Here is a 23528-nt window from a genome sequence, read left to right as displayed (position 1 = left end):
GAAACACAGTCTGTTCTGCATCGAATATTTATTTGCCGGGGCGCCCTTATGGCGCGTCGCTACCGTGAGATAGCCGTCCTCCATGTTTGGTTCCAACGACGACAAGAAGACCCCAGCCGCGGCTGGCGAGAAGAAAAGCCTGTTCGGATGGCTGCGTAAGAAATCGCAGGAACCCGTCGTCGAACAGCCGCCCGCGATTCCTGAACCGGCTCCGACGCCAGCGCCTGCTATAGAAGAAGAGCCGGCGCCGATCGTGCTGCCGATTGCCGAGCCGGTGCTGCAACCGGTCGAGCCCGAGCCAGAACCTGAAACCCCGGTGGCGGCCGAGCTGCCACTGACTCCGGCGGCCGAGCCGTGGCTGACCTTGCCGGTGGCGGAAGAGCCGGTGGCCTTGGTCGAAGAGGCCGCGTCGCATGTGACGCCGCCGATTCCGGCGCCTGCCGCGATCGTCCCTGAAGTCGCTACGGCACCAGTGGTTGAGTCGGTTGTCGAGCCAGCGCCGGTTGTCCCCGAACCAGTGGCACCGGTGGTCGTTGCCCCTGTTGCGCCGGTCGTGCAGCAGCCCGAGCCTGCACCTGCACCTGCACCTGCACCGGTCGTCGCTGCTCCGGTGGTGCCGGCAGAGGTTGTTGCTGAAACGCCGGTGGAAGCCCCGCGCAGCGAAGAAACCAAAGTCGGCTTCTTCGCCCGCCTCAAGCAAGGCCTGTCGAAAACCAGCGCCAGCATCGGCGAGGGCATGGCCAGCCTGTTTCTCGGCCGTAAAACCATTGATGACGATTTGCTCGATGAGCTGGAAACCCGTCTGCTGACCGCCGACGTCGGTGTCGAAGCCACCACGCAGATCATCCAGCGCTTGACCCAGAAGGTCGCACGCAAAGAGCTGGCCGACGCCGACGCGCTGTACAAGTCGTTGCAGGCCGAGCTGGCAGCGATGCTCAAGCCGGTCGAGCAGCCGCTGAAAATTGCCTCGCAGAGCAAGCCGTTCGTGATTCTGGTGGTCGGCGTCAACGGCGCCGGCAAGACCACCACCATCGGCAAACTGGCGAAGAAGCTGCAACTGGAAGGCAAGAAAGTCATGCTTGCCGCCGGTGATACCTTTCGCGCCGCTGCCGTTGAGCAGCTGCAGGTCTGGGGCGAGCGCAACAAGATCCCGGTGATCGCCCAGCACACCGGTGCCGACTCCGCGTCGGTGATCTTCGACGCCGTGCAGGCCGCCAAGGCCCGTGGCATCGACGTGCTGATCGCCGACACCGCCGGTCGTCTGCACACCAAAGACAACCTGATGGAAGAGCTGAAGAAGGTTCGCCGGGTGATCGGCAAGCTCGACGCCGACGCGCCGCACGAAGTGCTGCTGGTGCTCGATGCCGGTACCGGGCAGAACGCGATCAATCAGGCCAAGCAATTCAACCAGACCGTCGAACTGACTGGCCTGGCGCTGACCAAGCTGGACGGTACCGCCAAGGGCGGGGTGATTTTCGCCCTGGCCAAGCAGTTTGGCCTGCCGATCCGCTACATCGGCGTCGGTGAAGGCATCGACGATCTGCGTACCTTTGAAGCCGAACCCTTTGTCCAGGCACTGTTTGCAGAGCGGGAGCGTTCATGATTCGTTTCGAACAGGTCGGTAAACGCTACCCGAACGGTCACGTCGGCTTGCATGAGCTGAGCTTTCGAGTCCGTCGTGGCGAGTTTCTGTTTGTCACCGGCCACTCCGGTGCCGGTAAATCCACGCTGTTGCGCCTGTTGCTGGCGATGGAGCGTCCGACCAGCGGCAAACTGCTGCTGGCCGGGCAGGACCTGAGCACCATCAGCAACGCACAGATTCCGTTCCTGCGTCGGCAGATCGGTGTGGTGTTCCAGAACCACCAGTTGCTGTTCGATCGCACGGTGTTCAACAACGTCGCGCTGCCGCTGCAGATTCTCGGCCTGTCCAAGGCCGAGATCGCCAAGCGCGTGGATTCGGCACTGGAGCGCGTGGCGCTGTCGGATAAAACCGATCTGTACCCCGGCGACCTGTCCACCGGTCAGCAACAGCGCGTCGGCATCGCCCGCGCCATCGTCCACCGTCCAGCCCTGCTGCTGGCGGACGAACCGACCGGTAACCTCGACCCTCGCCTGGCGGCCGAGATCATGGGCGTGTTCGAAGACATCAATCGCCTGGGCACCAGCGTGCTGATCGCCAGTCACGACCTGGCCCTGATTGCGCGTATGCGTCACCGCATGCTGACTCTGCAACGCGGCCGACTGATCGGCGACGGGGAGGCCGGCGTATGAGTGCGACACGCAGTCCGAAGGTTTCCGAGCGCGTGGCCCCGAAAGCCGCCGACCCGCAACCACCGAAGAAGAAAAAACACGACGATGACGACGGCCCGGACTTTTCCACGCTGTTGCGTTCGTGGATCGAAAGTCACCGCGCCAGCCTGCTCGACAGCCTGCGGCGCCTCGGCAAACAGCCGATCGGCAGCTTCTTCACCTGCATGGTGATGGCCGTGGCGCTGAGCCTGCCGATGGGTCTGTCGCTGCTGATCAACAACGTCGAGCGTCTGGGCGGTTCGTGGCAGCGTGCGGCGCAGATTTCGCTGTACCTGCAGCTGGATGCCACGCCCGCGCAGGGTGAATCGTTGCGCGAGCAGATCAAAGGCATGCCCGGTGTCGCTGATGCCGAATATGTCGGCCGCGATCAGGCGCTGGAAGAGTTTCAGCAGCAGTCCGGTCTGGGCGAAGCCTTGCGCGAACTCCCGGAAAACCCGCTGCCGGGCGTGGTGCTGGTGACCCCGAACGAGGTCGACAAGCCGACTCTGGAAGCATTAAGACAAAAACTTTCCGAGCTGCCCAAGGTACAACAGGCGCAACTTGATCTAGTCTGGGTCGAGCGTCTGGCTGCCATCCTCAAGCTCGGTGACCGTTTTGTCTTCGGTCTGACGGTGCTGCTGGTTTCTGCATTACTTTTGGTGATAGGCAATACCATTCGTCTTCATATTGAAAACCGCCGCACAGAGATAGAAGTGATTAAACTCGTCGGCGGCACTGACAGCTATGTGCGTCGTCCCTTTCTGTATATGGGGGCTTTGTATGGCTTCGGTGCGGGTGTCTTGTCCTGGGGTGTGCTGGCGTTCGGCCTGAACTGGCTGAATGACGCGGTGGTAGGGCTGGCCGGCTTGTACGGCAGTGATTTCGCGCTGGCCGGAGTGCCAGTTGCCGACGGTCTGTCGCTCTTGCTTGGCGCGGTGCTGTTGGGTTATATCGGTGCATGGATTGCAGTCGCACGCCATCTCAGGGAGCTGGCGCCGAAGTAGAATCTTTTTTGCGCGTGATTGACCTTGCGGTTTTTTTGGGAACTTGTACTTGAATTCCCGGTCAATTTTTCGCAGTGCCGAGAGGCACGAGTATGTAAGTGGGAGGTTTTTTCGCATGACCAATTCTTTGCAACCTGCGTACGCGTTGGTTCCGGGTGCGAACCTGGAAGCCTATGTGCACACCGTCAACAGCATTCCATTGCTGACGCCGGAGCAGGAGCGTGAACTGGCCGAGAGTCTCTACTATGAGCAGGATTTGGGGGCGGCTCGGCAGATGGTGCTCGCCCACCTGCGATTTGTCGTACACATTGCCCGTAGCTATTCCGGCTACGGTCTGGCTCAGGCTGACCTGATCCAGGAAGGCAACGTCGGTCTGATGAAGGCGGTAAAACGCTTCAACCCGGAAATGGGTGTGCGTCTGGTGTCGTTCGCCGTGCACTGGATCAAGGCGGAAATTCACGAGTTCATCCTGCGCAACTGGCGCATTGTGAAAGTCGCGACCACCAAGGCCCAGCGCAAGCTGTTCTTCAACCTGCGCAGCCAGAAGAAACGTCTGGCGTGGCTGAACAACGAGGAAGTCCACCGTGTGGCGGAAAGCCTTGGCGTCGAACCACGTGAAGTGCGCGAGATGGAAAGTCGCCTGACTGGCCATGACATGGCCTTCGACCCGGCTGCAGAAGCTGACGACGACAGCGCTTTTCAGTCGCCGGCCAACTACCTGGAAGACCACCGGTACGACCCGGCGCGTCAACTGGAAGATGCCGACTGGAGCGACAACTCCAACCACAACCTGCACGAAGCGCTGGAAGTGCTGGACGAACGTAGCCGCGACATCCTCTACCAGCGCTGGCTGGCAGAAGAGAAAGCCACGCTGCACGACCTGGCGCAGAAGTACAACGTATCGGCCGAGCGGATCCGTCAGCTCGAGAAGAGCGCGATGAACAAGCTCAAGTTGTCGATCGCCGCATAACCGGCGCCTCGGCAAACAAAAACGCCCCGATCAGCGATGATCGGGGCGTTTTTGTTTAGAAGATCAAAAGATCGCAGCCTTCGGCAGCTCCTACAGGTGAAATGCAATCCCATGTAGGAGCTGCCGAAGGCTGCGATCTTTTGCATTACCGCGACCAAGGCGCCCGACGCGAATCATCAAGCCCCAGCAGATAGCTGGTCCCGCCCAACTGGCTCATCTGCTGCCGAATCCACCCGGCCCGGCGCGACACATACGCTGTCGGATGGCTGGCGCTCCACACTCGCGGGTTGGGCAGCACCGCCGCCAGATAACTCGCCTGCTGCCGCGATAACGACTTGGCGCTCACGCCAAAGTGATGGCGTGCCGCCGCTTCGGCACCAAACACCCCGTCATCCCACTCGACGCTGTTCAGATAAACCTCAAGAATCCGCTGCTTGGGCCAGAGCACCTCGATCAACGCGGTAAACCACGCTTCCAGACCTTTGCGCAGATAACTGCGACCGGACCACAGAAACAGGTTCTTCGACACTTGTTGGCTCAAGGTGCTGGCACCGCGAATCGAACCGCCGAGTTCGTTGTGGGCCAATGCCGCCTGGATCGCGCCGAAGTCAAAGCCCCAGTGCTCGGGAAATTTCTGGTCTTCGCCGGCCATGACCGCGACCTTGAGGTCGTCGGAGATCTCGTCCCACGGTTTCCAGGTGCGCTGCAGGTCAATCGGCTCGCCGTCGACCCAGGATTCGACCTTGCGCTCGACCATCAGCGCCGTGCCCGGCGGCGGCACGAAGCGAAACAGCAACACCAGCAACACACTGCCGCCCGCGAACCAGAGCAGGGCCTTCGTGAGACGACGCAAAAGTGAACGCAGCATAGAGATGGCTTGGCCGAACCGATAGAGCGGGCCATTATACAGACCCTGCCGAACGAGTCTGACTGGAGTTCCACATGCTGCGTGGCTTTCTGATGCTGGCCGCTTTCTTTGGTTTTACCGGTGTGGGCCTGGGCGCCTTCGCCGCTCATGGCCTGAAGAGCCGCCTGACCCCCGAGTATCTGGCGATTTTCCACACCGGCGTGACCTATCAACTGGTGCACACCCTGGCGCTGTTCGGCGTGGCGCTGCTGGCCACGCAGATTCAGGGGCGGCTGGTGACCTGGGCCGGCATTTCGTTCGCCGTCGGCATTCTATTGTTCTCCGGCAGTTTGTACGTGCTGACCACCACCGGCATCAGCAAACTCGGCATCATCACCCCGTTCGGCGGTCTGGCGTTTCTGGTCGGCTGGCTATGTCTGGGCCTCGCCGCCTGGCGCCTGCAACTGACCTGACCGATCCCTGTAGGAGCTGCCGCAGGCTGCGATCTTTTGATCTAAAAAACAAAATCAAAAGATCGCAGCCTGCGGCAGCTCCTACAGGAGTATGGCCATTTCAGCGGGGCAAAAGGTTTCAAGACGAATGGCTTGGGTCACCCCGTGTGATCGGGCTAGAATGCCACCCCCTAAAAATGATGGCGGCCAGGCGCATGCGCATTCAGTTGAACGGCGAATCCCTTGAACTGCCCGACGGTGAAACCGTCGCGGCCCTGATTGCCCGTATGGACCTGACCGGTCGCCGGGTGGCAGTCGAACTCAATCTGGATATCGTCCCGCGCAGCCAGCATGCCGACACCATCCTGAACGACGGCGACAACGTCGAAGTGGTGCACGCCATCGGCGGCGGCTGATCGCCGGCCCGCAAGGGCACAGAATTCTGCAAGACCCTCACCCCTAAAGAGGATTCCCCATGAGCATCGTTCGCAGCGACAAGCCTTTTGTTCTGGCCGGTCGTACTTACCAGTCGCGTTTGCTGGTCGGTACCGGCAAGTACCGTGACATGGAAGAAACCCGTCAGGCCATCGAAGCCTCGGGTGCCGAGATCATCACCTTCGCCGTGCGCCGTACCAACCTCGGCCAGATCGAAGGCGAGCCGAACCTGCTCGAAGTGCTGTCGCCGGATCGCTACACCTTCCTGCCGAACACCGCCGGTTGCTACGACGCTATCGAGGCCGTGCGCACTTGCCGCCTGGCCCGTGAGCTGCTCGATGGTCACAACCTGGTGAAGCTGGAAGTGCTGGCCGACCAGAAGACCCTGTTCCCCAATGTGATCGAAACCCTCAAGGCGGCGGAAACGCTGGTCAAGGAAGGCTTCGACGTCATGGTTTACACCAGTGATGACCCGATCATCGCTCGCCAACTGGCGGAAATCGGCTGCATCGCGGTCATGCCGCTGGCCGGTCTGATCGGTTCCGGACTGGGGATCTGCAACCCGTACAACCTGCAAATCATCCTCGAAGAAGCCAAGATTCCGGTGCTGGTGGATGCCGGGGTCGGTACCGCCTCCGACGCCACTATCGCCATGGAACTGGGCTGTGACGCCGTGCTGATGAACTCGGCCATCGCCCACGCCCAGCAACCGGTAATGATGGCTCAAGCCATGCAACACGCGATCGTCGCGGGCCGTCTGGCCTACCTCGCCGGCCGCATGCCGAAAAAACTCTATGCCAGCGCCTCTTCGCCGCTGGATGGTCTGATCAAGTAAGAGCCATTGATGACTGAATCGAACGACACGCCTATCCAGACGGAAGAGGGCGACGAGCGCCAACACCGCCGCATCAAGAGCTTCGTGATGCGCGCCGGGCGCATGACCGAAGGCCAGCAACGTGGTCTGGATCAGGGCGCGCCGCTGTACGTGCTGCCGCTGGCCGACGCGCCGGTGGATTACGATCAAGTGTTCGGCCGTTCGGCACCGCGCTCGCTGGAGATCGGTTTCGGCATGGGCCACTCGCTGCTGGAAATGGCCGCGGCGGCACCGGATCAGGACTTCATCGGTGTGGAAGTGCATCGTCCGGGTGTCGGCGCGCTGCTCAATGGCGTGCTGACTCAGGGCCTGACCAACCTGCGTGTCTACGATTGCGACGCGATCGAAGTGCTCAACCGCTGCATCGCCGACAACAGCCTCGATCGCCTGATGCTGTTCTTCCCGGATCCATGGCACAAGAGCCGTCACCACAAGCGTCGCATCGTTCAGGCGTCCTTCGCCGAGCTGGTGCGCAGCAAGCTGAAGGTTGGCGGCATCCTGCACATGGCCACCGACTGGGAGCCGTACGCCGAGTACATGCTGGAAGTGATGAACGTCGCCCCGGGCTACCGCAACCTCGCCGAAGACGGCAAATGCGTACCGCGCCCGGCCGAGCGGCCGATCACCAAGTTCGAACGCCGCGGCGAACGTCTTGGGCATGGCGTGTGGGATCTGAAGTTCGAAAAAATCGCTTAAGCAACACGCAATAAAAACTGTGGGAGCGAGCCTGCTCGCGAAAGCGGTCTGACATTCAACGATAAGGTTGAATGTTAAGACGTCTTCGCGAGCAGGCTCGCTCCCACATTTGTTTTAGGTTCACGGTGCAAGCGGTGTAGGAGCTGCGGCACGCTGCGATCTTTTGATCTTGATTTGAAGATCAAAAGATCGCAGCGTGCCGCAGCTCCTACAGTTGTTTTGGGTGTACTGAAAGGGATCAGCGGCGGTCAGCGACGACGCCGATAAGAACGAGCACCACCAACAACACCGGCGCCAGGCTGTAGTTGTTGAACTGGCTCAGGCCCTTGACCACCCACGGCGTGGCGTAGATCAGCGCGGCGCCGCTGCCGATCACGCACAGCAGGGCCATCAGTGGTACGCGCAGGGCGCCGGCGATGCTGCCCAGGCGTTGCTCGACCCAGCCTTTGAAGTCGGCGCCGAACAGCACCAACAGGCAGCCCACCAGCGCCAGGGCGATTTCCGAGAGGTTGCTGCGGCTCCAGCGAGACACGGTGGCGAGCAGATCGAGTATCAAATCCATGCGGTTTTCCTTGGGGCAGCCGTTAGGGCTCAGCTCAGAAATTTCTGCAGCAAGTCGTTGAGAAACAGTTGTCCGCGCTCGGTGGCCGCCAGACGTGACGGTTCGACCTGCATCAGGCCGCTTTGTTCGGCCTCGCGGCGGTGTTCGGCGAGACTTTCCAGCGGCAGACCGGTGCGTTCGGGATACAGGCGTGATTCCACCCCGGCAGTCAGGCGCAGGGCGTTCATCAGGAACTCGAACGGCATCTCGTCATTGCTCAGGGCTTTCTCGCCAGCCTGGAAGCTCTTGGCCGGGTTGAGATAGTCCTTCGGCAAGCGCGTCTTCCAGGTGCGCACAATGCGTCCGTCCGGGTGGCTGAGCTTGCCGTGGGCGCCGGCGCCAATGCCGATGAAGTCGCCGAAACTCCAGTAATTGAGGTTGTGCCGTGCCGGGCGTCCGGGCTGGGCGTAGGCCGAGACTTCGTATTGCGCGTAACCGTGCGCGGCCAGCAGCGCTTGTCCGGCTTCCTGAATGTCCCACAGCGTATCGTCTTCCGGCAGCACCGGCGGCTGGTTCCAGAACACCGTGTTCGGCTCAAGCGTCAGCTGATACCAGGAGATGTGCGTCGGTTTCAGTTCGATGGCCTGGCGCAGATCGCTCAAGGCGTCTTCCAGCGACTGATCGGGCAGGCCGTGCATCAAGTCGAGGTTGAAGTTATCGAACCCGGCCTGACGCGCCATTCCCGCCGCGCGCACCGCTTCGTCGCCGTTGTGGATACGTCCGAGGGCTTCGAGTTTCTGCTGCTGGAAGCTCTGGATGCCGATCGACAGGCGATTGATCCCCAGCTTGCGATACGCGACAAACTTCTCTTGCTCGAAGGTGCCGGGGTTGGCTTCCAGGGTGATCTCGATGTCGTGCGCAAACGGGATGCGCTGCTCGACACCTTTGAGCAGGCGTCCGAGCGCTTCGGCGCTGAACAGGCTCGGCGTACCGCCACCGAAGAAGATCGAACTGATTTCACGGCCATACACCGCGTGCAGGTCCTGATCGAGATCGGCCAGCAGCGCGTCGACGTATTCCTCTTCTGGCAGCACCGGGCTGGCGGTGTGCGAGTTGAAATCGCAATACGGACATTTGCGCACACACCACGGAATGTGGACGTACAGCGCCAGAGGCGGCAGCGTAGGCAGCGGCGCCCGAGGCGAAGAAGCGGCGCCGCCGATGATCAGCGACGACGCGGGGTGGCTATCGGTCATTTCAGGCCCAGACGCTGGCGCAGCAGATCCATTGCACGGGCGCGGTGGCTGATCTGGTTCTTGTCGGCCGGGCTCAGTTCGGCGCTGGACACGTCTCGCTCCGGCACCCAGAACAGCGGGTCGTAGCCGAATCCGTGCTCGCCGCTGGCGGCGGTCAGGATGCGCCCGTGCCACAGACCTTCGCAGAGGATCGGCAGCGGATCATCGGCGTGGCGCACCAATGCCAGCACGCAAACGAACTGCGCGCCGCGCTCGGCTTGCGGCACGTCTCTGAGGGCGTCGAGCAGTTTGGCGTTGTTCGCCGCATCGCCCTTGCCATCGGCATAACGTGCCGAGTAGATGCCCGGTGCACCGCCGAGGAAATCCACCGCCAGACCGGAATCGTCGGCCAGCGCCGGCAGCCCCGAGATGCGCGCGGCATTGCGCGCCTTGAGGATCGCGTTCTCGACGAACGACAGACCGGTTTCCTCCGGTTCGACCTTGCTCCATTCGCCGATCGAGCGCAGTTGCACCGAGTCGCCGAGCATGGCCTGGAGTTCCTTGAGTTTGCCGGCGTTATGGCTGGCCAGTACGAGTTGCGTGAGGTTCATCATTCGCCGGGAAAGAGTTCTTGGTTGAAGTTGATGGTGTTGATCTTGTCACCGTTCTGCACCTTGATTTCAAAGGTGCGGGTTTCCTGCTGCTCCACCGGGTATTGGGCGACGTAGTAGATCGCGCCCTGTTCGGTGACCTGGCGGAAGTTCAGCGGCACGCTCTGGCTGGTCAGGTCTTTGACCGTGCCGGTGACGTTGGCGATCAGCGGTTTGCCGTCCTTGATCACCGAGACATTGATCACGCCCTGGTTCTTGCTGCGGATCAGCTCGGCAGCCTTGGCGATGTCCGGCTGCAAATACGTGGAGTTGAAGGTGTTGTAGTGCACCGTCACGTCGCCGAAAGTTTCCTGGCGTTCGCTTTTGATGACGTCCGCCGCCATGGCGCTGGCGCTCAGGCAGGCGGTCAGTAACAACAGGGCTAGACGACCCATGATCGTTCTCCTCGAATTGTCGTGGTTCAGACCGCGACCCGATGATCTGCAAGCACCGGGCTGCTGACGCGGTAGATACCAATCTCACCTAACAGATTAGGCCATAGCTTACTGGCCCACCCGTGGCGGTGCTGTTGATCCACGGCAAGCCGATCAATGACCTTCGCATCACGTTCGCGACAAAGTTCTTCAAAGTCTTCGAAGGTGCAGAAGTGAATGTTCGGCGTGTTGTACCAGGTGTACGGCAGAAATTCCGACACCGGCATTCGGCCCTTGCTCGCCAGGTACCAGCGGCAGCGCCAGTGCCCGAAGTTGGGAAAGGTGATGATGCACTGACGACCGACCCGCAGCATCTCGTCGAGGATCTTGTCCGGATAATGCACGGCTTGCAGGGCCTGGGTCATGACGACGATGTCGAAACTGTTGCTGGCGAAGTTGCCCAGCCCCTTGTCCAGGTCCTGCTCGATGACGTTGATGCCCTTGGCCACGCACTCGGCGATGTTGTCGGCGTCATTTTCCAGGCCATAACCGGTGACGTTCTTGTTGTCGCGCAGCCAGGTCAGCAGTTCGCCGTCGCCGCAACCGAGGTCGAGCACGCGGCTGCCGGCGGGGATCCATTCCTGGATGATTTCCAGATCAGCTCTCATGGCTTGTTCACACCGTAATTCGGTTCATGTAATTGCCGAACGCCTGCAAATAGCGCGGGATCGGAATCAGGAAGGCGTCGTGGCCCTGGGGTGCGTCGATTTCCAGATAGCTCACGTCTTTGCGTGCCGCCATCAGCGCGTCCACCAGCTCCCGCGAGCGAGCCGGGGAGAAGCGCCAGTCGGTGGTGAACGACATCACGCAGAACTTGGCGGTAGCGTTCTCGAAGGTTTTCGCCAGGTTATCGTCGAAGTTCGCTGCCGGATCGAAGTAATCCAGCGCCTTGGTCATCAACAGATAGGTGTTGGCATCGAAACGCCCGGAGAATTCTTCACCCTGATAGCGCAGGTAGCTTTCGACCTGGAACTCGACGCTGTGGAAGTCATAGTTGAGCTTTTCGCTCTTCAGGCCGCGGCCGAATTTCTCGCCCATCGAGTCGTCGGACAGGTAGGTGATGTGCCCGACCATCCGCGCCAGCATCAGCCCGCGCTTGGGGATCACCCCTGCTTCCTGGAACGAGCCGCCGTGGAATTCCGGGTCGGTGAGGATCGCCTGACGCGCGACTTCGTTGAAGGCGATGTTCTGCGCCGACAGCTTGGGCGCCGAGGCGATGGCCAGGCAGTGACGCACGCGATCCGGGTAGGTAATGGTCCACTGCAAGGCCTGCATGCCGCCGAGGCTGCCGCCGATCACGGCGGCGAACTGACGAATGCCGAGCAGGTCAGCCAGACGCGCCTGGCTGTGCACCCAGTCTTCCACGGTGAGCACCGGGAAGTCGGCGCCGAACGGCTTGCCGGTTTCCGGGTTGATGCTGCTCGGGCCGGTGGAGCCGTTGCAGCCGCCCAGATTGTTCAGGCTGACCACGAAGAACTTGTTGGTGTCGATCGGTTTGCCGGGGCCGATGCAGCTGTCCCACCAACCGGGCTTGCGGTCGTCGACGCTGTGATAGCCGGCGGCATGGTGATGCCCGGACAAGGCGTGGCAGATCAGCACGGCGTTGCTCGCCTGCGCGTTCAGCGTGCCGTAGGTTTCGTAGATCAGGTCGTAGGCGGGCAGCGAACGGCCACAGGCCAGAGCCAGAGGTTCACTGAAGTGCGCCGTTTGCGGCGTCACCAGACCAACAGAATCGGGGGGAAAGGCAGCTGGCATCGACCCTGCTCTCGTTGAAATGAGGCGTAAGTCTAAAGACCGGGGGGGTTAGCGGCAAGCAACGTTGGGGCTCAGATGTCTTCGCTCTGGACCGAGGTGCAGCCATTCGCGAGCAGGCTCGCTCCCACAGGGGATTGCATTCCAGCGTGGGAGCGAGCCTGCTCGCGAATGGGGCGACTCGGTGATCAGACCGGACGCACCAGATCAGGTAACTCCGGCAGCTTCTTCGGCGCACAGATCTTCACCCGTTTCTGCCGGTTCAACTCGCCGCTGAGCAAACTGACCTGGCTCTTGGACACGCCAAACGCCTTGGCCAGAAAGCCCATCAGATACGCATTGGCCTTGCCCTCGACCGGCGGCGCGGTGAGGCGGATCTTCAGGCGATCGCCGTGCAGCCCGGCGAAATCATCGCTGCGGGCTGCCGGTTGCAGATGACATTCGAGGATCAGGTCGTCCCCGTCCCAGCGAAACCAGCTCACATCAGCAGGCGCAGGATTTCCGGCATCATCGTCATCGCCGCGAGGTTGTTGATCACCAGCATGTCGATCAGCTTCAGCGCCAGGAAGGCGAAAATCGGCGACAGGTCCAGTCCGCCGAGGTTCGGCAGAATCTTGCGGAACGGTGCCAGCGCCGGCTCGCAGATCTGGTTCACCAGTTCAGCGCCCGGATTGTGGCTGCCCGGAGCGACCCACGACAGGATCACGCTGATGATCAGGGCGAAGAAGAAAATCTTCAGAAACAGCGCGGTGACGCCGATGATCGACCAGATAAACAGTTGCAGCGGATTGCCGGTGGTGCCGTAGGTCAGCAGCAGGGTCAGGGCCATCAGGGCCAGTTGCACCAGAATCGCCAGCACCAGCGATGACATGTCCAGGCCGAAGATGCTCGGGATGATCCGGCGCAGTGGCTTGAGCAGCGGCTGGGTAGCCTTGACCACGAACTGGCACAGCGGGTTGTAGAAGTTTGCGCGCACCAGTTGCAGGACGAAGCGCAACAGCACGATCAGCAGGTACAGGCTGCCGAGGGTTTGCAGCACGTAAACCGCTGCAGTGTTCAATCCAATCATGTAAGGCTCCTTATTTGCCCAGTTGTTCGGCCATTTCGGCCGAGCGGTGCGCGGCGGCGCCGAGTGCTTTTTCTACCAGGGCTTCGAAGCCGTTAGCCTGGAATGATTTGATCGCGGCCTCTGTGGTGCCATTTGGCGAGGTCACGCGGCGGCGCAGCTCAGCAGCGTCGACATCGCTGGATACCGCCATGTGCGCGGCGCCCAAGGCAGTCTGCACAGTCAGTTGCTCGGCGATTTCCTTGGGCAGGCCGAGTTTGACGCCAGCGGCGGTCATCGCTTCGATCAGCAGGAAGAAGTACGCCGGGCCGGAACCGGAGACGGCGGTCACCGCATCGAGTTGCTGCTCTTCGTCCAGCCACAGCGCGATGCCGACGGCGGACAGCAGCTCTTCAGCCTGCTGACGCTGTTCGGCAGTCACTTCGCTGGTGGCGTACAAACCACTGACGCCCTGACGCAGCAGTGCCGGGGTGTTCGGCATGCAGCGCACGATCGGCTGCTCGCCGAGCCACGCAGTCATGCTCGCGCAAGTGATGCCGGCGGCGATCGACACCACCAGTTGCTGCGGTTGCAGGCTTGGGCGGATGGCTTCGCACACGGCTTTCATCGCCTGTGGCTTGACCGCCAGCACGATCACGTCGACGCCGTCGATGGCCTGGACGTTGTCGGCGAAGGTTTCGATGCCGTGTTCGGCGCTGACGCGTTGGCGGGTCTCTTCGCCCGGATCGCTGGCGCGAATGTGGCTGGCTTGCAGACCCTTGGCCCGCAGGCCGCCGATCAGGCTGGCGGCCATGTTGCCGGCACCGATAAAGGCAATGCGTGTGTTGCTCATGTCAGGTCCTTTTTCAGATGGCTGTCGGTCATTGCTGACCGTAATCTCTGGCGCCAAACAGGGCGGTACCGATCCGCACCCAGGTGGCGCCCTGGGCGATGGCCGACTCGAGGTCGTGGCTCATGCCCATGGAAAGTGTGTCGAGCGGCAGATTCAGGCTGGCCTGCAAACGTTGCACGGCAGCAAAAGCGGCATCTTGTTCGGCGCGATCTTCGGTCGGCTCGGGAATCGCCATCAGCCCACGCAGCTTCAGCCGGGGCAGGGCGCTGATGGCCTCGGCCAGCGCCGGCAGGTCGGCCGGGGTGCAGCCGGACTTGCTGGCTTCGCCGCTGACGTTGACCTGAATGCAGATGTTCAGCGGCGGCAACTCGGCCGGGCGCTGTTCGGACAGGCGTTGGGCGATTTTCAGGCGATCCACGGAGTGCACCCAGTCGAAATGCTCGGCGATGGCGCGAGTCTTGTTCGATTGAATGGGGCCGATGAAGTGCCAGATCAAGGGCAGGTCGGCCAGTTCGAGCTGTTTGCCCAAGGCTTCCTGCAGATAGTTCTCGCCGAAGTCACGCAGGCCGGCGGCGTAGGCTTCACGCAGGGCCTGCGCCGGTTTGGTCTTGCTGACGGCGAGCAATTGAACGCTGTTTTCGTCACGACCGGCCGCTTTGGTCGCGGCCTGGATGCGCGAACTAACCTGAAGGATGTTGTCTGCTATCGTGGACATCAAGAGGCGCCGGCGGTCTGAAGGTTCGCGGCATTCTACTGGAATTGAGGGACGCTATGGATATCACTGAACTGCTGGCGTTCAGCGCCAAACAGGGCGCTTCCGACCTGCACCTGTCGGCGGGTCTGCCGCCGATGATCCGCGTCGATGGCGATGTGCGGCGGATCAATCTGCCGGCGCTGGATCACAAGCAAGTGCACGAATTGATCTACGACATCATGAACGACACCCAGCGCGTCGACTTCGAGAAACACCTGGAAACCGATTTCTCGTTCGAAGTCCCCGGCGTGGCGCGCTTTCGGGTCAATGCGTTCAACCAGAACCGTGGCGCTGGCGCGGTGTTCCGCACCATTCCCTCGAAAGTGCTGAGCATGGAAGACCTCGGCATGGGTGACGTCTTTCGCAAGATCACCGATGCGCCGCGCGGGCTGGTGCTGGTGACCGGGCCGACCGGGTCCGGCAAATCGACCACGCTGGCGGCGATGATCGATTACCTCAATACCCATCGCCATCACCATATCCTCACCATCGAAGATCCGATCGAATTCGTCCACGAATCGCGCAAATGCCTGATCAATCAGCGCGAAGTCCATCGCGATACCGGCAGCTTCGCCACCGCCCTACGTTCGGCGCTGCGCGAAGACCCGGATGTGATTCTGGTGGGCGAGATGCGTGATCTGGAAACCATCCGTCTGGCCCTGACCGCTGCCGAGACCGGGCATCTGGTGTTCGGCACGCTGCACACGACGTCGGCGGCAAAGACCATCGACCGTGTTGTCGATGTATTTCCGGGCGACGAGAAGTCCATGGTGCGTTCGATGTTGTCCGAGTCGCTGCTGGCGGTGGTGTCGCAGACGCTGATCAAGAAGATCGGCGGCGGGCGGGTGGCAGCCCACGAGATCATGCTGGGAACGTCGGCGATCCGGAACCTGATCCGCGAGGACAAGGTGGCGCAGATGTATTCAGCGATTCAGACCGGCGGGTCGTTGGGGATGCAGACACTCGACATGTGCCTGAAGGAGTTGGTGACCAAAGGCTTGATCAGCCGCGAGCATGCGCGGGAGAAGGCGCGTACGCCGGATAATTTCTAAAGGCCAAAAGCAAAAGATCGCAGCCTTCGGCAGCTCCTACAGTGATTTGTGCAGGAGCTGCCGAAGGCTGCGATCTTTTGATCTTTAGCGTTGAACCACGCGCATCTGCTTGCCAGCCGGTTCTTTCGGCAGCACACGCTTGGCAACTACGTAATGCTGTTCCCAGTACGGCTTGTTCAGCGTATCGATGCTCACCGCTTTGCCACGGCGTGGGGCGTGGATGAAGCGGTCGTTGCCCAGGTAGATGGCAACGTGGTTGACCCGACGGCTCTTGATGTTGAAGAAAATCAGGTCGCCCGGCTTCAGATCCTTGCGTTCGACTTTCTCGCCATGCCCGCTGGCCATCGCGTTGGAGGTGCGTGGCAGGTCGAACGTAGCGTCATTGAACGCATATTTCACCAGCCCGCTGCAGTCGAAGCCTTTACTTGGGCTGCTGCCGCCCCAACGGTAGGGAGTACCGAGGACGTTCACCGCGCGGCTCAGGACGTTGCTGCTTTCCTTGTTGGCCATCGGTGGCACCAGCTTGCCGTGATTCTTGCTGGCGAGCGTGGTGTGTTTCGTTTGTTTGCTGCTCTTGCTCGAAGGAGCCGAAGCATGGGATTTAGGGGTGAAACCGTTAACGTTGGGAAGACGTTGCTCACGATTGGTGGCGTGGGCGGCCAGTGGCATTAATAGGCAAATAGTTAGCCATGTCTTGAAAAATGGTCGCATTAGGCGTGGCTCTTATGTGTTAGCGCGCAACTTTATAACAGCTTTTTTGTCCCTTCCGAGGCCGTTGGTCGATTCCATCGGAGGGCAACGGAACCAAACAAGCGGCAAACGGACGCAATTGTCGGACAGAAGTCCGGTGCTATAAGGCTTTGACGGACGACACGGTAACATTTGCCGTACGTCGGCTACATGTAAAAAAGTCACAAAGAATTAAAGAAAATTTATCTATCGTGTGAATCGAGGTCTTCATGAACCGCTATCAGCAGGTCGCTGCACCGCAGGATACGCACAGCAAAATCATCGGTTATCTGCTGTGGATTTTTGGTTTCACCGGCGCTCACCGCTTCTATTACGGCAAGCCGGTGACCGGGACGATCTGGTTCTTCACCTTCGGTCTGCTGGGCATTGGCTGGCTGATCGACGTGTTCCTGATCCCGGCAATGGATCGCGAGGCGGATCTGCGTTTCACCGCTGGGCCGATTGAATACAACGTGGCGTGGATTCTGCTGACGTTCCTCGGCGTGTTCGGCGTGCACCGGATGTACCAGGGCAAGTGGATCAGCGGGTTGCTGTATCTGCTGACCGGCGGGTTGTTCTTTATTGGCGTGCTGTATGACTTCTGGACCCTGAATGATCAGGTGTCGGTGCGTAACGCGCAGAATCGCGGCGCTTTTCAGTAAGTTTTCACCAGCCTGCTGGCGATTGGGGCGATGCGGAGTGAAGAACAAAAGATCGCAGGCTTCGCCAGCTCCTACAGGTTGGAATGCATTTTCCCTGTAGGAGCTGCCGCAGGCTGCGATCTTTTGCTTTTTAGGCCTGGTGGCTGATCCGCCCGTCCACCAGCGTATAGCGCACCACACCCGGCAGGGTGTGACCGAGGAACGGACAGTTCTCGCCCTTCGACAGCCAGCCTTCGCCGGCCACGGTGGATGCCTTCGGATCGAACAGCACGATATCCGCCGCACCGCCCACCGCCAGTTTGCCCGCCGGCAGACGTAGCGCGTCCGCAGGGCCAGCGCTCAGGCGCGCCAGCAGGGTCGGCAGATCCAGCAGACCATCCTCAACCAGCGTCATCGCCAGCGGCAGCAGCAACTCCACACTGCTGATGCCCGGCTCGGTCGCGCCGAACGGTGCCAGTTTGGCGTCGCGCTCGTGCGGCTGGTGATGGCTGGAGATCGCCGAAATCACCCCGGACTTCACCGCTTCACGCAGGCCGTCGCGGTCGGCGCGGGTGCGCAGCGGCGGTTGCACGTGATACAGGCTGCTGAAGTCGATCAGCGCTTCATCGGTGAGGATCAACTGATACAGAGCGACATCGGCGGTGACCTTCAAACCACGGGCCTGCGCCTGAGCGATCAGAGCCACGCCGCGCGCGCTGGTCAGTTGGCTGAAGTGCGCGCGCACGCCGGTCTGCTCAACCAGCAGCAGATCGCGAGCCAGAGCCACGGTCTCAGCGGTTTCCGGAATCCCCGGCAGACCGAGGAAACTGGCGACCGCGCCTTCATGGGCCAGACCGCCATCCGCCAGATCGTGATCCTGCGAATTGAAAATCACCGTCAGGTCGAAGGTCGCCGCGTATTCCAATGCCCGGCACAGGGTGCGGGTGTTGCGGAAACTCTCCAGACCATTGCCGAACGCCACACACCCGGCGTCGCGCAGCGCCACCAGCTCTGCAAGCTGTTCGCCGTCCAGCCCTTTGCTCAGCGCACCGATCGGGAACACCTTGGTGTTGCCGGCTTCGCGGGCGCGGTCGAGGATCAGTTCGGCCACCGCCGAGGTGTCGAGTACCGGTTTGGTTTTCGGCGGGCAGCACAGGCTGGTCACGCCGCCAGCCGCCGCCGCGCGGGTTTCGCTGGCGATGCTGCCTTTGCGGCTGTAGCCCGGTTCGCGCAGAGCCACGTTAAGGTCGACCAGGCCCGGTGCTGCAACCAGACCGTTGGCGTCGATGGTTTCCACAGCGGTGAAACCGGCCGGTGCCGCGCCGAGGGCGACGATCTTGCAGGCTTCAACGTGAATGTCGGTGATTTGATCCAGGCCGCTGCTTGGATCGATGACGCGGGCGCCGAGAATGCTGAGCTTCACTGGGCGTTCTCCTGCTCGAATTGACGTTGCGCTGTTTGCCCGCTCATGGCCATCGACAGCACGGCCATGCGGATGGCGATGCCATAGGTGACTTGATTGAGGATCACCGAATGCGGGCCGTCGGCCACTGCCGATTCAATCTCCACGCCACGGTTGATCGGCCCCGGGTGCATGACGATGCAATCGGGCTTGGCCCCGGCCAGACGCGCGGTGGTCAGGCCGAACAGGCGGTAGAACTCGCCTTCGCTCGGCAGCAGGCCGCCGGTCATGCGCTCACGCTGCAGGCGCAGCATGATCACCACGTCGACGTCTTTCAGGCCTTCGTTCATGTCGGTGTAGACCTTGACGCCGTACTGCTCGATGCCGATCGGCAGCAGGGTCTTCGGCGCGATCACGCGGATGTCCGGGCAGCCGAGGGTCTTCAGGGCGAGCATGTTTGAACGCGCCACCCGCGAGTGCAGGATGTCGCCGACGATCGCCACCGAGAGGTTTTCGAAACCGCCCTTGTGCCGACGGATGGTGAGCATGTCGAGCATGCCCTGGGTCGGGTGCGCGTGCCGGCCGTCGCCGCCGTTGATGATCGCCACCTGCGGGCAGACATGCTCGGCGATGAAGTGTGCGGCGCCGGAATCACCGTGGCGCACGACGAACATGTCGGCGGCCATCGCTTCGAGGTTGCGCAGGGTGTCGAGCAGGGTTTCACCTTTGCTGGCCGACGAGGTCGACACGTTCAGGGTGATCACGTCCGCCGACAGCCGCTGGGCCGCCAGTTCGAAGGTGGTGCGGGTGCGCGTGGAGTTTTCGAAGAACACGTTGCACACGGTCTTGCCGCGCAGCAACGGGACCTTCTTCACCGCCCGGGCACCGACTTCGAGGAACGAGTCGGCAGTGTCGAGGATTTCCGTCAGCAACTCGCGGCGCAGGCCATCGAGCGAGAGGAAGTGGCGCAGCTGGCCCTGATCATTGAGCTGCAGCGGGCGCTTGGTATCTAGAGGCGTCATCGCGAGGGGGACTCTCAATAAGGGCGGGTTAGGAATTCAGGTCTTGCAGTTCGAGCGTCAGCGGCTCCGGGCCGGACAGCTTGACCCGCTCATTGGCGGCCAGCGACAGGGTCGTACCCACCACGTTCGGGCGGATCGGCAGCTCGCCGGCGTCCAGGTCGAGCAGGCAGACCAGGGTCACGCTGGCCGGGCGGCCGTAGTCGAACAGTTCGTTCATGGCGGCGCGGATGGTCCGGCCGCTCATCAATACGTCATCGATCAGCACCAAATGCTGGCCTTCGATCTCGAAGGGCAGGGCCGAGGGGCGCACTTGCGGGTGCAGGCCGTTCTGGCTGAAGTCGTCGCGGTAGAAGGAAACATCCAGCGTGCCCAACGGTGCGTCGCTGCCCAGTTCCTTGAGCAGGGCCTGTGCGACCCAGATGCCGCCGGTGCGGATGCCGATGTAACGCGGTTCGCTGATATCACGCTGTGCAAGGTGCGCCTTGAGGCGGGTCGCCATCTGGCTGATCAGATCGGCGGGATTGGGCAGGCTCATGGATGCTCCTTCGTGATTCCGAGCCGCGTCCTGCCGGACGTGGCTGGGTTTATAACCAAAAGAAAAGCGCCGAAGCGCTTGTCAGGATTCAAACAATGCAGTGTTTTCATCGAGCCAGCCCTGCAGCAGCAGAGCGGCGGCGATGGCGTCCACCGGGTTGTCGCGGTAACTGCCTTTCTGCCCGCCACGCACCAGTCGCTCACCCTTGGCTTCAAAGGTGGTCAGGCGTTCGTCGTGGGTATAGAAGGGCACATTGAAGCGGCCATTGAGACGGCGGGCGAATTTCTCCGCGCGCAGGCACATCTCGCTGGGCGTACCATCCATGTTCAGCGGCAGGCCGACCACCACGGCGTCGGGTTTCCATTCCTTGAACAGCGCTTCGACCTGATTCCAGTCGGGCACGCCGTTCTGCGCTTTCAGGGTGCACAGCTCGCGGGCCTGGCCGGTAATCACCTGGCCGACCGCAACGCCGATCTGTTTGGTGCCGTAGTCGAAGCCGAGAATCAGGCGCAGGGCCATCAGGCGTGCCCCGCCTGACTGGTCAGCAGGCTGAGGTTGATCCCCAGATGCCGGGCCGCCGCTTCCAGACGCAGCTCGCTGCTGGTGTTGAACAGGATGTCGGCGTCGTACGGGCAGGTCAGCCAGGCGTTGTCGGCCAGTTCAGCCTCCAGTTGCCCGGCTTCCCAACCGGCATAACCAAGGGTGATTACGCTTTTCGCCGGGCCTACGCCGTCGGCGATGGCGAACAGCACGTCCTGCGAGGTGGACAGCGCCAGATCACCGTCCAGCTCGACGGTGGCCTGAAAGGACTTGCCCGACGGGTGCAGGACGAAACCGCGATCGGTCTGCACCGGGCCGCCGATGAAGATCGGTACATGCTGGCACAGCGCTGGCGGATCGATGTCCGGGCGCAATTGCTCGAGAATGTCAGCCAGATTCAGCTCTTGCGGTCGATTGACCACCAGCCCCATGGCGCCATTGGCCGTGTGCTCGACGATGTAGGTCAAGGTGTGGGCAAAGTTCGGGTCGGCCATGTGCGGCATGGCGATCAGGAAGTGATGCTTGAGGTAGCTGGGGCTGACGTTTTTCATGAGCGATAGTGTGGCGTCGTAGGGGCAAACTGACAAGCTGACGATGCGTTGCAAATGGTCTTCACCGGACCTCTGTGGCGAGGGAGCTTGCTCCCGCTCGGCTGCGCAGCAGTCGTAAAACCTGATAACGCGGTGGATCTGGAAAAAGCAGGGGGCCGCTTCGCAGCCCAGCGGGAGCAAGCTCCCTCGCCACAAAAGCTCGCTTGGCGCTGGTCAGTTACTGGAAAGCTTGTCGCCCCGGGCAAATTTCCAGGTGCGGATGATTTCCAGTCGGTCGATATCCGACAGATCGCCGGTAAACGGCGCGAACGGTGCCGCCAGCCGGACGATGCGCTGCGCCGCCTGATCCAGCAACGGCTGGCCGGAGGACTCGAGCACCAGCACTTCATACAGCGAGCCATCGCGGTTGATCGAGACCATCAGCCGCAGGTTGCCGTAGATCTGCTTGCGGCGCGCTTCCTCCGGGTAATTGAGGTTGCCGATGCGCTCGACTTTCTTGCGCCAGTCATCCTTGTACCAGGCGCCCTTGTCGCGCATGGTCGAGGCCGCGCTCAAGCGGTGAATCCGCGGGCGCTTGGCGTACAGCTGTTGTTCGTTGGCCAGTTCCGCTTCGAGGCTGGCGATGTCGCTGGACAGCTGTGAGCTGTCGAACGTCGGCGCGTTGACCGCAGGTTTGGTCTCGGTTTTGGTTTCTTCTTTCTTGGTCGGCGCCTTTTGCTGTTTCGGCGCCACGGTGGTCACCGCAGCCTTGGGTGCGGCCTCGCGCACTTCCGGTTTGGCGGCCGGGGGCGGGGTGACCTTCTTGACCTGATTGTCCTGGAACGGCGCGACCTCAGTGGTCTTGGGAATCGCCTTCTTGTCGAGGGTGCCGCTGCCTTCCTGGTTTTCCTGAGCGAGGAAATCCGCCTTTTTCGGCTTGGTTTCGCTCTTGAAGGTGGCGAGGGTGATTTCCAGGGTTTTGCTGATCTGCTTGGGCTCGACCATGGTAAAGCCGACGCCAAGCAGCAGCGCCAAATGAATCAGCGCCGCGAGAAACAGGGTAAATCCGAGGCGATCGGCCGGGCGCACGCCACGGTGGGCGAGTTCTGCGGGCAGATCGGACGGGAGGGTCATGACAAGAAAACCAACATCGCGTTTTTCAGAGGCTGCGCATGATAACGCAATGTTGGTTTCACGCCTTGGGCTTCACGCTTCAAGCGACAGGCTGCATGTGACACACGTCAAGCTTGCGGCTTTTTGCCGGCGGCTTGCAGCTTCTTGTCGATCGCATCCATCAGCATGCCGCCGATGTCGGTGCCGAAAGCATTGTCGATTTCGCGGATGCAGGTCGGGCTGGTGACGTTGATTTCGGTGAGGTTTTCACCGATCACGTCCAGACCGACGAACAGCAGACCTTTCTCGCGCAGGGTCGGGCCGACCTGGGCGGCAATCCAGCGATCCTTGTCGGTCAGCGGCCGCGCTTCGCCACGACCACCGGCCGCGAGGTTGCCACGGGTTTCGCCTTGCGCCGGAATTCGCGCCAGGCAGTAATCCACCGGCTCGCCGTCGATCATCAGGATGCGCTTGTCGCCGTCCTTGATCGCCGGCAGGTAGGCCTGGCCCATGATCTGCTGGCCACCGAGGGCGGTCAGGGTTTCCAGAATCACCGACAGGTTCGGATCGCCCACGCGGTGACGGAAAATCAAAGTGCCGCCCATGCCGTCCAGCGGCTTGAGGATCACGTCGCCATGCTTGGCGGCGAATTCACGCAGCACATCGGCGCGGCGGCTGACCACGGTTGGCGGGGTGCACTGCGGGAACAGCGTGGCGAACAGTTTTTCGTTGCAGTCGCGCAGGCTCTGCGGCTTGTTGACCACCAGCACGCCAGCGGTTTCGGCCTGTTCCAGCAAGTAGGTGGAGTAGACGAACTCCATGTCGAACGGCGGATCCTTGCGCATCAGGATCACGTCGAGGTCGCTCAGCAGGTTGTCCTGCTCGGCGTCCAGTTCGAACCATTTTTCCGGGTTGGCGAAGACTTTCAGCGGCTTCATGCGTGCCCGCGCCTGACCTTCGGCCTGATACAGGTCGCGCTGCTCCATGTAGAACAGTTCCCAGCCACGTTTCTGCGCGGCCAGCAGCATGGCCAGCGAGCTATCCTTTTTATAGGAAATGCTGGCGATAGGGTCCATGACAATCCCGACGCGAACGCTCATTGGGTTTTCCTCGAAAATTGGCTACCGGATCGG

The 23528-nt window shown here is 61.5% G+C and carries 29 protein-coding genes; 10 read left to right on the top strand and 19 right to left on the bottom strand.

From position 1 onward, the window contains the following. Positions 1 to 82 precede the first annotated feature (82 nt). The 4 genes from ftsY to rpoH all read left to right on the top strand — a co-directional run bounded on the left by ftsY (position 83) and on the right by rpoH (position 4263). Positions 83 to 1603 (top strand): signal recognition particle-docking protein FtsY, encoded by a 1521-nt coding sequence (gene ftsY / locus LOY52_RS25405; RefSeq protein ID WP_258676974.1) that lies wholly within the window; start codon positions 83 to 85, stop codon positions 1601 to 1603. Further along, positions 1600 to 2271 (top strand): cell division ATP-binding protein FtsE, encoded by a 672-nt coding sequence (ftsE, locus tag LOY52_RS25400; RefSeq protein WP_003229148.1) that lies wholly within the window; start codon positions 1600 to 1602, stop codon positions 2269 to 2271. Before ftsY ends, ftsE begins: the two co-directional genes overlap by 4 nt. Further along, complete coding sequence (ftsX, locus tag LOY52_RS25395; RefSeq protein ID WP_007964135.1) at positions 2268 to 3293, top strand: permease-like cell division protein FtsX; 1026 nt, start codon at positions 2268 to 2270, stop codon at positions 3291 to 3293. Before ftsE ends, ftsX begins: the two co-directional genes overlap by 4 nt. 115 nt (positions 3294 to 3408) lie before the next feature. Next, complete coding sequence (rpoH, locus tag LOY52_RS25390; protein WP_003229146.1) at positions 3409 to 4263, top strand: RNA polymerase sigma factor RpoH; 855 nt, start codon at positions 3409 to 3411, stop codon at positions 4261 to 4263. Positions 4264 to 4408: 145 nt separating this feature from the next. Here rpoH and mtgA read toward each other — a convergent pair whose 3' ends face one another. Continuing rightward, positions 4409 to 5131, bottom strand: a complete 723-nt coding sequence (mtgA, locus tag LOY52_RS25385) for a monofunctional biosynthetic peptidoglycan transglycosylase (protein WP_007964133.1) — start codon at positions 5129 to 5131, stop codon at positions 4409 to 4411. Between the two features lie 74 nt (positions 5132 to 5205). Here mtgA and LOY52_RS25380 point away from each other — a divergent pair, with 74 nt between their 5' ends. The 4 genes from LOY52_RS25380 to trmB all read left to right on the top strand — a co-directional run bounded on the left by LOY52_RS25380 (position 5206) and on the right by trmB (position 7567). Continuing rightward, on the top strand, positions 5206 to 5583 hold the full coding sequence (locus LOY52_RS25380; protein ID WP_258676971.1) for a DUF423 domain-containing protein: 378 nt from the start codon (positions 5206 to 5208) through the stop codon (positions 5581 to 5583). A gap of 194 nt (positions 5584 to 5777) precedes the next feature. Then, a complete protein-coding gene (thiS, locus tag LOY52_RS25375) occupies positions 5778 to 5978 on the top strand; it encodes a sulfur carrier protein ThiS (protein WP_167734067.1) in 201 nt (66 codons plus the stop codon). A 59-nt stretch (positions 5979 to 6037) separates the two neighbouring features. Then, complete coding sequence (locus LOY52_RS25370; RefSeq protein ID WP_258676970.1) at positions 6038 to 6832, top strand: thiazole synthase; 795 nt, start codon at positions 6038 to 6040, stop codon at positions 6830 to 6832. A 9-nt stretch (positions 6833 to 6841) separates the two neighbouring features. Continuing rightward, the gene (gene trmB / locus LOY52_RS25365) at positions 6842 to 7567 is read left to right on the top strand and encodes a tRNA (guanosine(46)-N7)-methyltransferase TrmB (protein ID WP_027610572.1); all 726 of its coding nucleotides are present in this window, start codon (positions 6842 to 6844) and stop codon (positions 7565 to 7567) included. A 238-nt stretch (positions 7568 to 7805) separates the two neighbouring features. Here trmB and LOY52_RS25360 read toward each other — a convergent pair whose 3' ends face one another. The 10 genes from LOY52_RS25360 to LOY52_RS25315 all read right to left on the bottom strand — a co-directional run bounded on the left by LOY52_RS25360 (position 7806) and on the right by LOY52_RS25315 (position 14792). After that, a complete protein-coding gene (locus LOY52_RS25360) occupies positions 7806 to 8129 on the bottom strand; it encodes a DUF3392 domain-containing protein (RefSeq protein WP_003229134.1) in 324 nt (107 codons plus the stop codon). Positions 8130 to 8158: 29 nt separating this feature from the next. Then, complete coding sequence (gene hemW, locus LOY52_RS25355; protein ID WP_258676964.1) at positions 8159 to 9364, bottom strand: radical SAM family heme chaperone HemW; 1206 nt, start codon at positions 9362 to 9364, stop codon at positions 8159 to 8161. Next, on the bottom strand, positions 9361 to 9957 hold the full coding sequence (gene rdgB, locus LOY52_RS25350) for an RdgB/HAM1 family non-canonical purine NTP pyrophosphatase (RefSeq protein ID WP_258676963.1): 597 nt from the start codon (positions 9955 to 9957) through the stop codon (positions 9361 to 9363). The genes hemW and rdgB overlap by 4 nt, the downstream gene beginning before the upstream one ends. Continuing rightward, entirely contained in the window at positions 9954 to 10388 is a 435-nt protein-coding gene (locus LOY52_RS25345) for a DUF4426 domain-containing protein (RefSeq protein WP_258676959.1), read from the bottom strand. The genes rdgB and LOY52_RS25345 overlap by 4 nt, the downstream gene beginning before the upstream one ends. Before the next feature lie 26 nt (positions 10389 to 10414). Continuing rightward, on the bottom strand, positions 10415 to 11035 hold the full coding sequence (metW, locus tag LOY52_RS25340) for a methionine biosynthesis protein MetW (RefSeq protein ID WP_003229126.1): 621 nt from the start codon (positions 11033 to 11035) through the stop codon (positions 10415 to 10417). A gap of 7 nt (positions 11036 to 11042) precedes the next feature. Continuing rightward, positions 11043 to 12182, bottom strand: a complete 1140-nt coding sequence (locus tag LOY52_RS25335) for a homoserine O-acetyltransferase (protein ID WP_258676957.1) — start codon at positions 12180 to 12182, stop codon at positions 11043 to 11045. 185 nt (positions 12183 to 12367) lie between these two features. Beyond that, positions 12368 to 12661 (bottom strand): DUF167 domain-containing protein, encoded by a 294-nt coding sequence (locus tag LOY52_RS25330; RefSeq protein ID WP_108184094.1) that lies wholly within the window; start codon positions 12659 to 12661, stop codon positions 12368 to 12370. After that, complete coding sequence (locus LOY52_RS25325) at positions 12658 to 13248, bottom strand: YggT family protein (RefSeq protein ID WP_027610578.1); 591 nt, start codon at positions 13246 to 13248, stop codon at positions 12658 to 12660. Before LOY52_RS25325 ends, LOY52_RS25330 begins: the two co-directional genes overlap by 4 nt. 10 nt (positions 13249 to 13258) lie before the next feature. Beyond that, entirely contained in the window at positions 13259 to 14077 is an 819-nt protein-coding gene (gene proC, locus LOY52_RS25320; protein ID WP_258676954.1) for a pyrroline-5-carboxylate reductase, read from the bottom strand. A gap of 28 nt (positions 14078 to 14105) precedes the next feature. After that, positions 14106 to 14792 carry a YggS family pyridoxal phosphate-dependent enzyme gene (locus LOY52_RS25315; protein ID WP_007964115.1) on the bottom strand — a complete coding sequence of 229 codons (687 nt, stop codon included), beginning with the start codon at positions 14790 to 14792 and terminating at the stop codon, positions 14106 to 14108. 56 nt (positions 14793 to 14848) lie between these two features. Between LOY52_RS25315 and LOY52_RS25310 the strand changes: the two genes are divergently transcribed. Beyond that, positions 14849 to 15883, top strand: coding sequence for a type IV pilus twitching motility protein PilT (locus LOY52_RS25310; RefSeq protein ID WP_258676953.1), 1035 nt, complete (start codon positions 14849 to 14851; stop codon positions 15881 to 15883). A gap of 84 nt (positions 15884 to 15967) precedes the next feature. Here the strand turns inward: LOY52_RS25310 and LOY52_RS25305 are convergent, their stop codons facing one another. Next, positions 15968 to 16594, bottom strand: coding sequence for a C40 family peptidase (locus tag LOY52_RS25305; RefSeq protein ID WP_003229112.1), 627 nt, complete (start codon positions 16592 to 16594; stop codon positions 15968 to 15970). 248 nt (positions 16595 to 16842) lie between these two features. Between LOY52_RS25305 and LOY52_RS25300 the strand changes: the two genes are divergently transcribed. Next, the gene (locus LOY52_RS25300; protein WP_007964113.1) at positions 16843 to 17274 is read left to right on the top strand and encodes a TM2 domain-containing protein; all 432 of its coding nucleotides are present in this window, start codon (positions 16843 to 16845) and stop codon (positions 17272 to 17274) included. A 130-nt stretch (positions 17275 to 17404) separates the two neighbouring features. Here the strand turns inward: LOY52_RS25300 and LOY52_RS25295 are convergent, their stop codons facing one another. The 7 genes from LOY52_RS25295 to gshB form a co-directional block, all read right to left on the bottom strand. Beyond that, positions 17405 to 18676 (bottom strand): dihydroorotase, encoded by a 1272-nt coding sequence (locus tag LOY52_RS25295; RefSeq protein WP_258676952.1) that lies wholly within the window; start codon positions 18674 to 18676, stop codon positions 17405 to 17407. After that, positions 18673 to 19677 (bottom strand): aspartate carbamoyltransferase catalytic subunit, encoded by a 1005-nt coding sequence (locus tag LOY52_RS25290; RefSeq protein WP_003229107.1) that lies wholly within the window; start codon positions 19675 to 19677, stop codon positions 18673 to 18675. Before LOY52_RS25290 ends, LOY52_RS25295 begins: the two co-directional genes overlap by 4 nt. Before the next feature lie 28 nt (positions 19678 to 19705). Continuing rightward, complete coding sequence (gene pyrR / locus LOY52_RS25285) at positions 19706 to 20212, bottom strand: bifunctional pyr operon transcriptional regulator/uracil phosphoribosyltransferase PyrR (protein WP_258676951.1); 507 nt, start codon at positions 20210 to 20212, stop codon at positions 19706 to 19708. Between the two features lie 81 nt (positions 20213 to 20293). Continuing rightward, positions 20294 to 20731, bottom strand: a complete 438-nt coding sequence (ruvX, locus tag LOY52_RS25280; RefSeq protein ID WP_003229101.1) for a Holliday junction resolvase RuvX — start codon at positions 20729 to 20731, stop codon at positions 20294 to 20296. Then, positions 20731 to 21303 (bottom strand): YqgE/AlgH family protein, encoded by a 573-nt coding sequence (locus tag LOY52_RS25275; RefSeq protein ID WP_258676949.1) that lies wholly within the window; start codon positions 21301 to 21303, stop codon positions 20731 to 20733. The genes ruvX and LOY52_RS25275 overlap by 1 nt, the downstream gene beginning before the upstream one ends. A gap of 213 nt (positions 21304 to 21516) precedes the next feature. Next, a complete protein-coding gene (locus LOY52_RS25270) occupies positions 21517 to 22416 on the bottom strand; it encodes an energy transducer TonB (protein ID WP_007964106.1) in 900 nt (299 codons plus the stop codon). Positions 22417 to 22523: 107 nt separating this feature from the next. Beyond that, the gene (gene gshB / locus LOY52_RS25265; RefSeq protein WP_258676946.1) at positions 22524 to 23495 is read right to left on the bottom strand and encodes a glutathione synthase; all 972 of its coding nucleotides are present in this window, start codon (positions 23493 to 23495) and stop codon (positions 22524 to 22526) included. Positions 23496 to 23528 lie beyond the last annotated feature (33 nt).

The sequence above is a fragment of the Pseudomonas sp. B21-051 genome (assembly GCF_024748795.1).
Taxonomy (GTDB): domain Bacteria; phylum Pseudomonadota; class Gammaproteobacteria; order Pseudomonadales; family Pseudomonadaceae; genus Aquipseudomonas; species Aquipseudomonas putida_A.
The sequence above is the reverse complement of the archived record's forward strand: the minus strand, read 5'-3'. Positions and strand labels throughout refer to the sequence as shown.